The sequence below is a fragment of the Delftia sp. WY8 genome, from assembly GCF_018437695.1.
GTDB classification, from domain to species: Bacteria; Pseudomonadota; Gammaproteobacteria; order Burkholderiales; family Burkholderiaceae_C; genus Comamonas; species Comamonas tsuruhatensis.
The window spans coordinates 4,954,567-4,968,946 of the sequence record NZ_CP049795.1; the positions used below are offsets into that span (position 1 = coordinate 4,954,567).

Annotated in this window: 13 protein-coding genes; 2 read left to right on the forward strand and 11 right to left on the reverse strand. The window is 68.4% G+C overall.

Going from position 1 to position 14,380, the window contains the following annotated elements; translation table 11 throughout:
- Positions 1-8 precede the first annotated feature (8 nt).
- From G4D77_RS22800 to G4D77_RS22815, 4 genes are all read right to left on the reverse strand, one after another.
- Positions 9-1,799, reverse strand: a complete 1,791-nt coding sequence (locus G4D77_RS22800) for a FecR family protein (RefSeq protein ID WP_154833638.1) — start codon at positions 1,797-1,799, stop codon at positions 9-11.
- Positions 1,796-2,509, reverse strand: a complete 714-nt coding sequence (locus G4D77_RS22805) for a response regulator transcription factor (protein ID WP_016445714.1) — start codon at positions 2,507-2,509, stop codon at positions 1,796-1,798. The genes G4D77_RS22800 and G4D77_RS22805 overlap by 4 nt, the downstream gene beginning before the upstream one ends.
- A gap of 95 nt (positions 2,510-2,604) precedes the next feature.
- Positions 2,605-3,897, reverse strand: coding sequence for a tryptophan--tRNA ligase (locus G4D77_RS22810; protein WP_017404606.1), 1,293 nt, complete (start codon positions 3,895-3,897; stop codon positions 2,605-2,607).
- A gap of 75 nt (positions 3,898-3,972) precedes the next feature.
- Positions 3,973-4,650, reverse strand: a complete 678-nt coding sequence (locus G4D77_RS22815; protein WP_016445716.1) for a site-2 protease family protein — start codon at positions 4,648-4,650, stop codon at positions 3,973-3,975.
- A gap of 176 nt (positions 4,651-4,826) precedes the next feature.
- On the opposite strand from G4D77_RS22815, the gene G4D77_RS22820 reads away from it, so the two are divergent.
- A complete protein-coding gene (locus G4D77_RS22820; protein WP_154833639.1) occupies positions 4,827-6,152 on the forward strand; it encodes a methyl-accepting chemotaxis protein in 1,326 nt (441 codons plus the stop codon).
- Positions 6,153-6,229: 77 nt separating this feature from the next.
- Here the strand turns inward: G4D77_RS22820 and G4D77_RS22825 are convergent, their stop codons facing one another.
- Positions 6,230-6,874: an L-threonylcarbamoyladenylate synthase gene (locus tag G4D77_RS22825; RefSeq protein WP_016445718.1), complete on the reverse strand. Its 645-nt coding sequence runs from the start codon at positions 6,872-6,874 to the stop codon at positions 6,230-6,232.
- A gap of 25 nt (positions 6,875-6,899) precedes the next feature.
- Positions 6,900-7,763, reverse strand: a complete 864-nt coding sequence (locus G4D77_RS22830) for a 3',5'-nucleoside bisphosphate phosphatase (RefSeq protein ID WP_016445719.1) — start codon at positions 7,761-7,763, stop codon at positions 6,900-6,902.
- Positions 7,764-7,974: 211 nt separating this feature from the next.
- On the opposite strand from G4D77_RS22830, the gene G4D77_RS22835 reads away from it, so the two are divergent.
- Positions 7,975-9,747, forward strand: a complete 1,773-nt coding sequence (locus G4D77_RS22835) for a methyl-accepting chemotaxis protein (RefSeq protein WP_046984442.1) — start codon at positions 7,975-7,977, stop codon at positions 9,745-9,747.
- Between the two features lie 57 nt (positions 9,748-9,804).
- On the opposite strand, the gene G4D77_RS22840 is transcribed toward G4D77_RS22835, so the two are convergent.
- The 5 genes from G4D77_RS22840 to G4D77_RS22860 all read right to left on the reverse strand — a co-directional run bounded on the left by G4D77_RS22840 (position 9,805) and on the right by G4D77_RS22860 (position 14,346).
- Positions 9,805-10,467 (reverse strand): DUF799 domain-containing protein, encoded by a 663-nt coding sequence (locus G4D77_RS22840; RefSeq protein ID WP_017407772.1) that lies wholly within the window; start codon positions 10,465-10,467, stop codon positions 9,805-9,807.
- A gap of 1 nt (position 10,468) precedes the next feature.
- On the reverse strand, positions 10,469-10,843 hold the full coding sequence (locus G4D77_RS22845; RefSeq protein ID WP_016445722.1) for a DUF4810 domain-containing protein: 375 nt from the start codon (positions 10,841-10,843) through the stop codon (positions 10,469-10,471).
- Positions 10,840-11,520: a CsgG/HfaB family protein gene (locus tag G4D77_RS22850; RefSeq protein ID WP_154833640.1), complete on the reverse strand. Its 681-nt coding sequence runs from the start codon at positions 11,518-11,520 to the stop codon at positions 10,840-10,842. The genes G4D77_RS22845 and G4D77_RS22850 overlap by 4 nt, the downstream gene beginning before the upstream one ends.
- 98 nt (positions 11,521-11,618) lie before the next feature.
- Positions 11,619-13,337 (reverse strand): single-stranded-DNA-specific exonuclease RecJ, encoded by a 1,719-nt coding sequence (gene recJ / locus G4D77_RS22855; protein WP_154833641.1) that lies wholly within the window; start codon positions 13,335-13,337, stop codon positions 11,619-11,621.
- 10 nt (positions 13,338-13,347) lie between these two features.
- Positions 13,348-14,346, reverse strand: coding sequence for a hypothetical protein (locus tag G4D77_RS22860; RefSeq protein WP_063328199.1), 999 nt, complete (start codon positions 14,344-14,346; stop codon positions 13,348-13,350).
- Positions 14,347-14,380: the final 34 nt, after the last annotated feature.

A 14,380-nucleotide genomic window follows, 5' to 3' on the forward strand; every position in this document is an offset into this window, starting at 1 on the left:
GGGTGCGGTTACTGGCGCTGCAGGCGCTCTCCGCTGCCCGATTGCATCATCTCGCCGCTGGCATCGACGATCCAGCTGCCGGTGCGGAACTGGCGTGCGGCCGAGAAATCGCTGCGCAGGCCGTTGGCGTCCTCGATCTGCAGCCGCAGGTAGTAGCTGCCTGCGGGCAGGTCCTCGGTGCTCCATTGCGGCTGGTCGGTCCAGAGGTCAACCAGCGGCGCGGTGAACTCCTGGTCGCGCGCCACCATCACGTGGTAGCGCTGGCCGGGCTCGCCACTCCAGCGGATCTGGCGGCTGCCCTCGGCGGGGCCGTCGCCCATCTGCAGCGCGCTGGCCGAGGGCTGGGGCGGCACGGCCGCCAGCTGCATGGCCTGGGCTGCGGCGAACGGGCCCTGGTCGGGCTTGCCGTCGGCCAGCGTGCGGATGCTGGCGGCGCGCCAAAGATAGCGGCCGGCCGGCAGCCGGGCCAGCGCGGCTGCGGGCAATGTGCAGTCGTTCAGGTCGCGCGCGTCGATGGCGGGTTCGGCAAAGCCGGCCTGGGCATCGGCAGAAACGACCTGGATGCGGTAGCGCACGGCGCCCACCACCTTGGTGCACTGCAGGCCGGCGCGGCCCAGGCCCACGGTGGCGTCGGCCTGCGGTGATTCGTACAGCGGCGGCACGGGATGGGCCTTGACGCGCAGGGCGCGCCGGCTGGCTGCACCCGGAATGCCCTGGGCGTCGATGCCGCGCAGGGACAGTACATAGTCGCCATCGTCCACGCCTGCCAGGCGCAGCGGTGAGGCCGTGGCCTGGAAGCTGGCGCTGCGCAGCACCTGGGTCATGTCCGCGTCGCGCGACAGCTGCAGCTGGTAACGCACGGCGCCGGGCAAGGCCGGCAGGGGCAGGCTGATCCAGTTGGCGTCTTCCGCCAAGGCGGGCCAGGCGGTGATGTCGGGCGCACCCAGCATGGGGCGGGGTTGGCCGACGCGGCCGTCTGCCGCCACGGCCACGCCCTGGCCGGGGTGCAGCAGCGCATCGCCGGAAGGTGCGCCAGAGGCGTCCGAGCCCACGGCGACCGTGCCTTCATCGACGGCGGCCGCTGTCCTGCCTGCCGCATCGGTCTGCACCAGGAAACGCGTGCCGCGCACGCTGGTCGATGCCGCAGGCGTGCGCACTTCGAAGCGTCGCTGGGCATTGCCCTGCTCGGGGGGGACCGAGGCCTCCACGCTGCCTTCTCGCAGGTCGATCACGGACTGCAGGCTGCCGGCCCGGCCCTTGCGGCGCATCTGGCGCAGCAGGACATCGGACTGCGACTGCACGCGCACCAAAGAGCCATCGGCCAGGCGCACGGCCACAAAGGCGTCCGGCGCAAGCTGCAGTCGATCGCCTTCCTGCAACGTCTGTCCCCTGCGCAGGACCTGGCCTGCGTCTTCGGCCGAGCCGCTTTGCGTGTCGGCCAGATGGTCGAGCGCGCGTGTGCTGCGCGCATCGCCCTGCACGAATTCCACGGAGGCCACGGCGGCGCGCAGCAGGCGCACGGGAATCTCCAGCACGGAGCCGGGCCGCAGGCGGTACGGGTTGGCCACGCCGTTGTGCTGCTGCAGCTGGGTCCACTGGCGTGCATCGCCCAGGTAGCGGCTGGCCAGCTGTTCCAGGGTGTCGCCTGTGGCCACGCGGTGGGCGAGCATGTCGCCGCCGCTGGCGGCGGGTTTGATCTGGGCCTGTGTGGCGGCAGCGCCCAGCAGGGCCAGGCTTGCCAGCAGGCAGGCCCGCGCGACGGGCCCGCGCAGGCTGGCGGCGAGCAAAAGTCTGTTCATGGTGTTTGAGGTGCCGCCTGCAATGCCTCGTCAGGCACGTCCAGGCGGTAGCCGTAGCCGTACACGGCGCTGATGGCGTAGGGCTGACCGGCGCGCAGGTTCAGCAGCGCGCGCAGGCGCGAGATATGTGTGTCCAGCGAGCGTGACTGCACTTCGGCGTTGTGGCCCCACACGGCTTCGCGCAGGTGTTCGCGCGACAGCAGGCGGCCCTGGTTCTGGAACAGCGTCAGGGCCAGCGTGTATTCGCGGTGCGTCACCTCGATGGGCTGGCCATTCATTTCCAGGCTGTTGGTGGTGGTGAGGAACCGGAAGGGGCCGAACTCCAGCACGCTTTGCGTGTTCACCGGATAGGCGCGGCGCAGCAGGGCGGCCATGCGCGCGCGCAGCTCGCCGTGGCGCACGGGCTTGACCATGAAATCGTCTGCGCCGCAGGACAGGCCTTCGACGATGTCGGCCTCTTCGCTGCGGTGGGTGATGATGAGGATGGGCAGCTCGCGGCTCACATGTCCGCGCGTCCACCGCACCAGGTCCGTTCCTTCCATGTCCGGAAGGTGCCAGTCCACGATCAGAAGGTCGAAGCTCTCGCGGCGCAGTTCCAACTGCAGGGCCGAGCCCGTCTGGTAGGTGTGGCAGCTGTGGCCCGTCTCCAGCGCAACCTGACGCAGCATCTCCAGTTGCAGCGGATCATCGTCCAGAGCAGCGATACGCATCCCAATGTCCTTTCACGCAAGCGCCAGAATCCCGGGCGCAGGGCTTGCGGGCAAGACTGCCCGCAAATATGCGGTTTCTCAAGCGAAGCTTACCCTTACTCCGAAGCATCGCGCAGTTGCTGCAGGGCGGCCAGCACCAACTGCGCGTCGGCGGGCTGCAGCCGGGACTGCAGTGCGGACAGGGCCGCCTCGCCTTCCCTTTGAAGTTGGCCGATGGCCTGGCCGGCTTCCTTGGGGGCGTCGAAGCCCAGGCTTTGCAGCAGCAGCTGGCCGTCGGCAGCCACGAGCTTGAAGTAGAACTTGCCGTCGGCTTCGCGGTATTGCTTGAACTGGGGCAGGGCCTGCTTCGCGGCCTTGGCCTTGGCGGCCACGGGGGCCTGGGCCAGGCTGCGCAGGCCGACGGCCGAGCGCAGTTCTCGGATCAGGGGCAGGGTCTCGCGGCGGGCCTTGGTGGCGCCGGCCTGCAGGATGTCCTCCAGTTCGCCCGGATGGGCCACCAGGTGCTCGTAGCGTTCGCGCATGGGGGCCAGCTCGCGGTCGATGCGCTCGAACAGCTGCTGCTTGGCGTCGCCCCAGGCAATGCCTTCGGCGTACTGGCGGCGCAGCGCCTCGGTTTCTTCCTCGCTGGCAAAGCCCTGGTAGATCTGGAACAGGGCCGAGCCCTCGACTTCCTTGGGCTCGCCGGGCGTGCGCGAATCGGTGGTGATGCTGCCGATGAGCTTGCGCAGCTGCTCGCGCGTGGAGAACAGCGGGATGGTGTTGTTGTAGCTCTTGCTCATCTTGCGGCCGTCCAGGCCGGGCAGCGTGGCCACGTTGTCCTCGACCTGTGCCTCGGGCAGCGTGAAGAACTCGCCGCCATAGATGTGGTTGAAGCTGGAGGCCATGTCGCGCGCCATCTCGATGTGCTGGACCTGGTCGCGGCCCACGGGCACCTTGTGGGCGTTGAAGGCCAGGATGTCGGCAGCCATCAGCACGGGGTACATGAACAGGCCGGCAGTCACGCCGTCATCGGTCTCGGCGCCGTCCGCGTGGTTCTTGTCCACGGCCGCCTTGTAGGCGTGGGCGCGGTTGAGCAGGCCCTTGCCGGTCACGCAGGTCAGCAGCCAGCACAGCTCGGGGATCTCGGGGATGTCGGACTGGCGGTAGAAGGTCACATGCTCGGGGTCCAGCCCCGCCGCCAGCCAGCTGGCCGCGATCTCGATGGTGGAGCGCTGCACGCGCGCCGGGTCCTGGCACTTGATCAGTGCGTGGTAGTCGGCCAGGAAGTAGAAGTTCTCCACCTCGCGCGAGCGGCTGGCCGCGATGGCCGGGCGCAGCATGCCGGCATAGTTGCCGAGGTGCGGGGTTCCGCTGGGAGTGATGCCGGTGAGGAAACGGATGGTGCTCATGACGGGAGACTGCGACAGGCAATAGAGAGAAAAGAAGGGAATCTGACGGGCAGGCTGGGCGGGTCTGCCGCGCGTTCAGCGCAGCAGCGCGATCAGCGGCGTCAACGCGAGATCGATCACGGCATAGCCGAGATCCATCAGCGGCCGCAGCCACAGGCTGCCGACCACGCCGGCGATGACCAGTCCCATGACGATGAAGAATCCCCAGGGTTCGATCCGCGCCACCCATTGCGCCTGGCGCCAGGGCAGCAGGCCGACGAGGATGCGCCCGCCGTCCAGCGGCGGCAGCGGGAAGAGGTTGAAGGCCCACATCACCAGATTGACCAGGATGCCGGCGCGGCACATTTCAATGAAGAAGCGCTCGCCCACTCCCGATCCGACCAGAACCACGAGCAGCACGCCCCACATCAGCGCCTGCACGAAATTGGAGGCCGGGCCCGCCAGGGCCACCCAGATCATGTCGCGCTTGGGGTTGCGCAACTGGTCGAAGCGCACGGGCACGGGCTTGGCGTAGCCGAACAGGAAGGCGCCCGAGGTGGCGAAATACAGCAGCAGCGGCATCAGGATGGTGCCGATGGGGTCGATGTGCTTGATGGGGTTGAGCGTGATGCGTCCCATCATGGCGGCCGTGTTGTCGCCGAAGTGGCGTGCGGCATAGCCGTGGGCAGCCTCGTGCACCGTGATCGCGAAGAGCACGGGCAGGGCATAGATGAGTACGGTCTGGATGAGGTTGGAGATGTCCACGGCGGGCATTGTCTCAGACGGCGGCCACCCTTGCCGCTGGGCACCGCCAGAGCCCGTGCGCAGCGCTGCGGCCGACCGGATATGGTGGTTTCCCGCGGATTGGCAACAGCCGCCTCTATGTTGCAAAATGAAACAGCAATGCGATGGGCGAATCAACAGGTTTTTCACCAAGGCCCTCGGGCCATATGGACAAGAGGTGGCACGTGGGCGTACTGGGCTTGGGCAGGCTGCCGATAGGCTGGCGGCTGGTGATTGCGTTCGGCGGTATCAATCTGCTGGTGTTCACGATGATGGCGGTCACGGTGCTCTCGCTGGGGCAGGCCGAGCAGGCGCTGGCGGCCGGCGGGGCGACCACGGTGGCCGAGCAGGCGCTGGTGCACACGCGCTGGTGGGTGCTGGGCCTGGGGGCGGCCGTCTGCACACTGGCCCTGGTGGCCTGGTTCAGCCTGCGGCGCGGCATCGTGCAGCCGCTGGGCCAGGCCATCCTGATTGCCGAAACGGTGGCCGCCGGCGACCTGAGCCAGGAGTTTTCGACCGAGCTGCAGGGCGACTTCGGCCGCCTGCTGGGCGCGCTGGGCACCATGGAAGACACGCTGACCGAGCTGGTCGGCCGCATCAAGCAGTCCACGGATTCCATCGGCCTGTCGGCCGGTGAGATCGACGCCGGCAACACCGACCTGTCGCGCCGCACCGAGGCCCAGGTCTCGGCGCTGGCCCAGACGGCGGCCAGCATGGAGCAACTCACGGCCACCGTGCGCCAGAACGCGGAGCGCGCGCATTCGGCCAGCGGCCTGGCCGTCGATGCATCGTCCACGGCCAGGCGCGGGGGGGCCGTGGTGGGCGAGGTGGTGCAGACCATGGAGGCCATCAGCGGCAGCTCGCGCAAGATCGTGGACATCATCCAGGTCATCGAAGGCATTGCCTTCCAGACCAATATCCTTGCGCTGAACGCGGCCGTGGAGGCGGCACGCGCGGGCGAACAGGGTCGGGGCTTCGCCGTGGTGGCCAGCGAGGTGCGCAGCCTGGCCGGCCGTTCGGCCGAGGCTGCCAAGCAGATCAAGGAACTGATCACCACCAGCGTGCGCCAGGTGGAAAGCGGCGCGGGCCTGGTCAACCAGGCGGGCGCCACCATGCAGGAGATTGTCGGCGCCGTGGGCCAGGTCTCGGGCCTGCTCGGCGAAATGTCGCAGGCCCTGCGCGAGCAAAGCGAAGGCATTGCCCAGGTCAACGCCGCCGTGGGCCACATGGACAGCGCCACCCAGGAGAACGCGGCCCTGGTGCATCAGGCCTCGCGTGCGGCCTCGGCGCTGAGCGAGCGCGCCCAGGAGCTGGAGCAGGCCGTGGGCGCCTTCAAGCTCGATGACGAGCCGCAGGACGCTGGCGCTGGCGTGCGGGTGCAGCCGCAGAAGCCGTCGATGGCTCCCGCCGCAGTCTTGTCCGCCGCTGTGACGAGGCCGTTGCAGCGCGTGCCGGCTGCTGCACCCCCGCCCCTGGAGTGGGCGCAGCACTGAACGCCTTTCAGGATCAAGCTGCAAAAACAGACGCCGGGCATGCCCGGCGTTGATGTTTGTGCGGGGGGTGGGGTGATTCAGGTCATTTCCAGGCCCAGGGCCTCCAGGCTGCCCCGGCCTTGCCGCACCACGGTGGGCGGATTGCCCAGGGCCATGGGCACCAGGTCGATCACCGTGGTCGGCTCCGAGGGGCAGGCACCTGCATCGACGATGGCATCGAGCTCGTGGGGAAAGCGCTCCAGGATGGCATCCGCGTCATGCAGGGCCTCGGTCTCTCCGGGCGGGATCAGCGTGGTGGCGATCAGCGGCTCGCCCAGCTGCTCCAGCAGCAGCTGCGTGCCCTTGCGGTCCGGCACGCGCAGGCCGATGGTCTTGCGCGAGGGGTGGCTCAGGCGCTTGGGCACTTCCTTGGAGGCTTCCAGGATGAAGGTGTAGGGGCCCGGCGTGGCCAGCTTCAACAGCCGGTACTGGCGGTTGTCCACGCGCGCATGGCTGGACAGCTCCGACAGGTCGCGGCACAGCAGCGTGAGGTGGTGCTTGTCGTTGATCTGGCGGATGCGGCGAAGCCGCTCCACCGCAGGGCGGTCGTCCAGATGGCAGACCAGGGCATAGCTGGAGTCCGTGGGAATGGCCAGGATGGCGCCCTGGCGCAGCATGTCGGCGGCCTGCTTGATGAGACGGGGCTGGGGATTGTCGGGGTGGGCTTCGAAGCGTAGGACCATGGTGTGCGTTGTTTGCGGGAAGGGCTCAGGCCGGCTGAATGCGCTCGCCCAGCAGTTCCCATACCGGCGTCAGCTGGCCCGGCAGGTAGGGCAGGTCGCCCAGGTCGGTATGCGACTCCTCGGGGCTGTGGAAGTCGCTGCCGCGCGAGGCGGCCAGGCCGAACTCGCGGGCCATGTCGGCATAGACGGCGTACTCGCTGGGGCGGTGGCTGCCGGTGACGACCTCCACGCCCTGGCCCCCATGGGCCTTGAATTCGGAAAACAGCGCGTACTCCTCGTTGGCCGTCAGCGCATAGCGGGCCGGGTGGGCGATCACCGCCACGCCGCCGGCCTGCGTGATCCAGCGCACGGCGTCGGCCAGGCGCGCCCAGGTATGGGGCACGTAGCCGGGATGGCCTTCGGTCAGGTAGTGCCGGAACACCTCGCCGGTGTCGCGGCAGCGGCCGGATTCCACGAGAAAGCGCGCGAAATGCGTGCGCGAGATCAGCGCGGGATTGCCGGCAAAGCGCAGCGCGCCTTCGTAGCTGCCTTCAATGCCGGCCAGCTCCAGCTGGCGGGCCATCTCGCGGGCGCGGGGACCGCGTCCGTCGCGCGTGGCATGCAGGCCTTCGACCAGGGCCGGGTCGTCTGCGTCAAAGCCCAGTCCCACGATGTGCACCGTGGTGCCTGCAAAGCTCACCGAGATCTCTGCGCCCGTCAGGTAGTCCAGGCCGCAGGCGCGCGCTGCGGCGGCTGCGCGGTGCTGGCCGCCGACCTCGTCGTGGTCGGTCAGCGCCCACAGCTGCACGCCGCGGGCTGCGGCACGTTCGGCCAGTTGTTCAGGCGTCAGCGTTCCATCCGAGACCACGGAGTGGCTGTGCAGATCGGCATTCAGATAGGACTTGGGCACCGGCCCATTGTAGGTGTCGGTCCTTTTCCGAGCCTGGCGCTGCGGCTGGGGACTTCCCTGAGTGCGGGTTTACCGCCCTCAATAGTGACAGCGGCATGACGATGATCAGCCAGGCGCCGTCAAGGGTGGACAAGAATGATTGCCCGGAGCGAAGGTCGGCGGGGCGCCATGGCCAGGCTCCGGCATTGTTAGAAAAAAGATCGGTTTTTCCATGAATCTGAATCAAATCACCGTCGCCCAGAAACTCTGGGCCCTGGTGCTGGGACTGCTGGTGAGCATGCTGGCGGTCAACGGCGGCATCCTGTTCTATCTGCACGGAGTCAACGAGAAGATCAACACCGACGTGATGACCGCGCAGCGCGGCGCCACGCTGGCGCGTGAGTGGCGGCATCTGACCCAGATGAGCGTGGAGCGCTCCATCGTCGCGGCCATGTCGCCCGACGAGACGCTGGCCGCGCAGCAGCGCGCGCTGATGAGCAAGGGCATAGAACGCATCAACGTGCTGCAAAAGCAGGTGGGCGAGCTGCAGCTCGATGCCAAGGGCAAGCAGGCGCTGGAGGCCGTGGCGGCCGAGCGCCGGGAAACGCTCAAGGCCAACTCGGCGGCCCAGGATGCGCGCAAGGCCAGCGACTTCGCCTCCACCTTCGACATCGTGGAAAAGCAGCTGCGCCCGGCGGCCGAGCGCTACAACACGGCGCAGGAAGCCTTTGTGCAGCAGCAGGAGCGCCAAAGCGAGCTGGCGCGCGAGGAGGGCGTCGCCCACCGCACCCGGGCCTACTGGATCGGCGCCCTGGCCAGCGCGCTCATCGTGGCCCTGGGCCTGTTCATGGGCATGGCCATCATGCGTTCCATCACACGTCCGCTGGACCAGGCCGTGGCGCTGGCCGACGGCATTGCCGCAGGCGATCTCACGGGGTCGGTGCAAAGCAACCGGGGCGATGAGCTGGGCCATCTGCTGCAGGCGCTCAACGGCATGGCCCAGCGGCTGCGCGGCGTGGTGGGCGAGGTGCGTTCGGGCGTGGAGTCCGTGTCCACGGCCTCCAACCAGATCGCCAGCGGCAACCAGGACCTGTCCTCGCGTACCGAGCAGACGGCGGCGAATCTGGAGGAGACGGCGGCCAGCATGGAAGAGCTGACGGCCACCGTCACCCAGTCGGCCGATACGGCGCGCCAGGCCAACCAGCTGGCGGCCACGGCCGCGCAGGCGGCCGAGCAGGGCGGCGCCGTGGTGGCCCAGGTGGTCACCAGCATGCAGCAGATCACGGACAGCAGCCGCAAGATCGCCGACATCATCGGCGTGATCGACGGCATTGCCTTCCAGACCAACATCCTGGCGCTCAACGCCGCCGTGGAAGCGGCCCGCGCAGGCGAGCAGGGCCGGGGCTTTGCCGTGGTGGCCGGCGAGGTGCGTTCGCTGGCGCAGCGCAGTGCCGAGGCCGCCAAGGAGATCAAGCTGCTGATCACCACCAGCGTGGACAACGTGCAGTCGGGCTCGCAGCAGGTAGAGCAGGCGGGGCGCTCCATGGAGGAAATCGTCTCCAGCGTGCGCCGCGTCAGCGACCTCATCGGCGAGATCACCGCCTCGTCCACCGAGCAGCGCGACGGCATTGGCCAGGTCAACCAGGCCGTGAGCCAGCTCGACCAGATGACGCAGCAGAATGCGGCCCTGGTCGAGGAATCCAGCGCGGCTGCGCTGGCTATGCAGGACCAGGCGCGGCGCCTGTCCGAGGTGGTGGCGGTGTTCAAGCTGGGGCAGGAAGGCAGTGCGCTGGCACCGGCCCGGGCGCAGGCGCCCGCCAGTTCAGCCGCCGTGGCGCGCCGACCGGCAGCAGCCCCTGCAGCGGCGGCGCGTCCCGCGCCCGCGGCACGCCCGGCTGCCGCCGTGCGCAATGCACCGGCGCCCCAGATCCAGCCGCCTGTGGCCAAGGCGCCCGCCCGGGCACCTGCCAAGGCCGGCGCGGACGACGACTGGGAGACCTTCTAGCGGGAGGAGCGGGGATGCAGGCCGGCGCGTCCATGTGCGCCGGCCTGCAGGCCTTCGTCAGTTGCGCGGTTTGCCGTAGTCGGGCGAGCGCGGGCCCGGCAGCAGTCCGCGCTGCGCCATGGGCGACAGCAGGCGCTGGTTGGCGATGGAGGCGATCTGCACGCTGCGGTCGTTCATGGTGTCCAGGATCTGGTTGAGCAGTGCCGTCACCAGAATGCCGACCAGTCCGCCGCCCGAGCTTTGGCCTTCGGCACTGGAGGCCGTGGCGCTGCCGTCCCACAGCTGTGTGCCGGTACGCAGGTCCACCAGTTTGGCGTCCAGCGTGACCACCGAGGCGCTGCTGATCACCGCATAGCTGGTGCCGTAGTTGCGGATGTTCAGGTACAGGGCCGCATCGGCGCCAAAGATTTCACGGAGCTTGGCCACGGGCAGTTCCTGCGCATCGTCGGCGCTGACGATGCCGTTCTGGCGGAACATTTCCTCGGTGACCGCCACGGGCAGGACGTAGTAGCCAGCCTCGGCCAGCGGCAGCGTGATCTGCGACAGCACGCCCGCCGGCGCATTCACTTCCGGCGACTGGTTCAGCGCGGGCATGACCAGGATGGATGCAGGCTTGGATGCCCGCAGTGCCGAATAGTCATAGGGCGCAGTGGTGGCGCACCCGGTCAGTGCGACGGTCATGGCCAGGGCCAGGGTCTTGATGTGTGTGCTCAGGCGCATCTCAATCCTTGCGGGCCGTGAAGGTTTGCAGCAGCGTGTCCATGAACTTGGCGGATTCGGGGAAATGCTGCTTTTCCTCTGCCAATTGCTGCACCGTCTTTTCGTTGTTGCCGGTCCGGGAATACAGCATGGCCATATGGGCGCGATAGCCGGGGGGCAAAGCCTTTCCCTCGGCCTGCACCTTCAGGCGGGTTTCTTCCAGCTTGAGCAATTGGTCCTCGGCGCCTGTGCTTCCGTCATCCTTGAGGTATTGATAGACCTGGGGCTGGTAATCGTTCCAGGCATACAGCGGCTGGCGCGGTGCGGCGCAGCCGGCCAACGAGGCGCAAATGGCCAGTGCAGCCAGGGTTGCGGCCGAATGGGGAATCTGCTTCATTGCGCGGGCTTCCATGCACCGCTGTCCATGCCGGCCGCCAGCTTGTCCACGGCTTCGCGGATGGCCAGATCCAGCACCTTGCCATTGAGTGTGGAGTCATAGCCGGCCGTGCTGCCGAATCCCACGATTTCCCGGTTCGACAGGCTGTATTCGCCTGCGCCCTGCACCGAATAGACGACTTCGGAGGTCTGCACCCGGACGATGTTCAGGCTGACCTTGGCATAGGCCACCTGCTCCTTGCCACGGCCGAGCACGCCGAAGAACTGGCGGTCCCCGACCACCTTGCGGCCGAACTCGCTCACGTCGCCGGTCACGACGTAGGTGGCGCCCTTGATCGCCTGCTCCTGCCGGTTGAAGCCCGCTTCCTGGTGGGTCTCGGACATGTTGTCGCGGTCCAGCACGCTGAATCGGCCGCTTTGCTGCAGGTGGGTTACCAAGATGGTTCTGGCCTGGCCACCGAGGCGGTCGACTCCGTCCGAGAAAATGCCGCGCTGGAAGCTGGAGCGGTTGTCGAACTTGCCCACGGAAATGGGGCTGCGCGGGCCTTGATAGGCGCTGTATGCAGAAGCGGGTTTGGCCGTTTCAAGCGTGCGCGATTGCTCGGTGGTGGCGCAGCCGGAAAGGCCGGCGGCCAGGGTGATGGCAATGGCCGTGCAAGGCCACAGGCGAGAAGTCATGAGTTTTTCCCCGGTTTTCTTGGAATGAATTTGCAATAAATTGTTGCAAAAAACCGGGGATATTAACCGAGCGGCGCCGTGAAGGGCCGGTGGGATCTCTAGGAAATGTCCGAATGAACGCCCTCGATCAGGAATTGCACCTTGCGCTCTCCGCGCCATTCATTGATGTCCATGCGAAATGCAATGCAGGCCGATGACGGCAGCGGGTCGGTATGGCCGAACCAGATGCCGTCCACGGTTTCGCCCTGATGGCGCAATTGCAGTTTCAGGTGCTTTTCCCCGACCAGGCGCTGTGACAGCACTTCCAGCTGTTCACTGAAGGTGGGAGGCGCAAAGCCCTGGCCCCAGACCGCGAGATTGAGCTGCTCGACCATTTCCGGCTTGCGGAAATCCGGGTCCAGAGGCCCGTCGGTTTCTATGCGCCGCGTCAGCGTGGCCGCGTCCAGCCATTCCTGGGCCACCTGGGCCAGGGCCTTCTCGAACACGGCGAATCCGGCTTCGGCAATGGTGCAGCCGGCCGCCATGGCGTGGCCGCCGAAGCGCAGCAGCAGGCCAGGGTGGCGCTTGGATACCAGGTCCAGCGCGTCGCGCAGGTGAAAGCCGGGAATGGAGCGGCCCGAGCCCTTGAGTTCATGCTCGTGCCCCGGCGCGCCGCTGGCTGCGAAGACGAAGCTGGGCCGGTGCATGCGGTCCTTGATGCGCGAGGCCACGATGCCGACCACGCCTTCGTGGAAATCGGGGTCGAACACGCTGATGGCGGCCGGCGGCGTCATGCCGTCCGTGCACAGGCCCTCGGCCATGAGCAGGGCCTGCTCGCGCATGCCGCCTTCCAGCTCGCGGCGCTCGCGGTTGATGGCGTCCAGCATCTGGGCCAGGTTGGCGGCGCGGCCCGCATCGTCTGTGGTCAGGCACTCGATGCCGATGGTCATGTCGGACAGCCGGCCTGCTGCATTGATGCGCGGGCCCAGGGCAAAGCCGAAGTCGAAGGTGGTGGCCGCAAAGGCCTTGCGGCCGGCCGCGTCGAACAAGGCCTGCAGGCCCGGCTGCATCTGGCCCCGGCGTATCTGCTTGAGGCCCAGGGCGACCAGGCGGCGGTTGTTGGCGTCCAGCCGGACCACGTCGGCCACCGTGCCCAGGGCGACCAGGGGCAGCAGGGCCTCCAGACGGGGCTGGCTGGTCTTGTCGAAGCGGCCGCGCGCGCGCAGTTCGGCTCGCAGGGCCAGCAGCACGTAGAACATCACGCCGACACCGGCCATGGACTTGCTCTCGAAGCTGCAGCCGGGCTGGTTGGGGTTGACGATGGCATCGGCCAGCGGCAGGTGGTTGCCGGGCAGGTGGTGGTCGGTGACGACCACCTGCAGGCCCAGGGACTTGGCCTCGGCCACGCCTTCGACGCTGGCAATGCCGTTGTCCACGGTGACCATCACGTCGGCGCCGGTTTCCTTGACACGGCGCGCGATGGGGGGTGTCAGGCCGTAGCCGTCCACCACGCGGTCGGGCACCAGGTAGCTGACCTCGGTCGCGCCCAGCATGCGCAGGCCGCGCCAGCCCACGGCGCAGGCGGTGGCACCGTCGCAGTCGTAGTCGGCCACGATGCACAGGCGCAGGCCGCGCTCTATGGCATCGGCCAGCAGCCGCACGGCGGCGTCCATGCCCAGCAGGCCCGAGGGGGCCAGCAGGCGCGCGGGCGTGTCGTCCAGTTCGTCGGCGGAGCACACGCCGCGTGCGGCGTAGAGCTGGGCCAGCAGCGGGTGGACACCGGCCTGGCGCAGTGCCCAGGCCTGCTGCGCAGGGATCTCGCGGGGAATGATTTTCATGGGCAGTGTGTCAGAGCATGCGGCCCAGGTCGGGCAGGGCGCGGGGGCCGAAAAGGCCCGTCAGCCTGTCCAGCCAGCGCGGCGGGCGGCTGCTCCATGCGATGGCATGGCGTTCGCCGCACAGCGTCAGCGTGAGCGGGTGGCCTGCGCGCACGCGCTCCAGCAGGCGGGCGATGAGCCCGGCGTCCAGCGCCTTCCAGGCCTCGCGCCACGCAGCGGGGTTGCCCTGCAGGGCTGCGGCGTGAAGGTCGTCCAGGCATTGCACGGCGGCCTTGGCGCCGGTGGCCGTGCCGGGCTGCAGGCGCCCGGCGCCGTGGACCCAGAAGGCGTTGATGGGCACCTGGCCGCGCGCGGCGCGGGCGTCGTTGAAGACATGGGTGTAGAGCAGCATCTGCACCTCGCTTTGCAGGCGGTGCAGGGCGCGCGCCTGCTGCGCATCGGGCAGCCAGGGCCGCACGTCGCGGCCGATGACGCGGTCCATGGAGGCCGTGGCCAGGTCATCGAACAGCGCACCGCGCGCCAGCCAGCGCTGCGGCTGCTGGTACTCCAGCACGATGCCGTCGTCGGCGAACCAGGGCGCCAGCAGGGCCAGCAGCTGGCGGGATTCCTCATCGCTGAGGGGTGTGGTGGCGGGATCGCTCTGGTGCACCTGGTCTGCGCCTATGTGCCAGTGGCAGGGCGTGACATAGGCGCAGGCCTGTGCCGTCTCACCGGCCTGCCAGGCGGCCCAGGCAATCAGGCCCGGTGCATCGGGCAGGCCCAGCGAGCGCGCCAGGGCGCGTTCGTGGGGGGGAGAAAAATCCATCTCCGTGCCGGTCTGTGCGGGCGCGGGCTGCATCAGCGCCAGCAGGGATTGGAGATGGGGCAGCTCCAGTCCGCCCCAGACGGCCGCGACGGCAGCGTCATCCGCTGCATCCGAGGACGGACCGCCGGCATAGGGAATGATCCATTCGGTCGTTTCCTCCAGCGGGGCTTGGGTGGAGGACACCAGGGGCGCGGTCAAAAGCATGGCCGCTATTGTCGGGCATGGGGTGCCGCAGTGC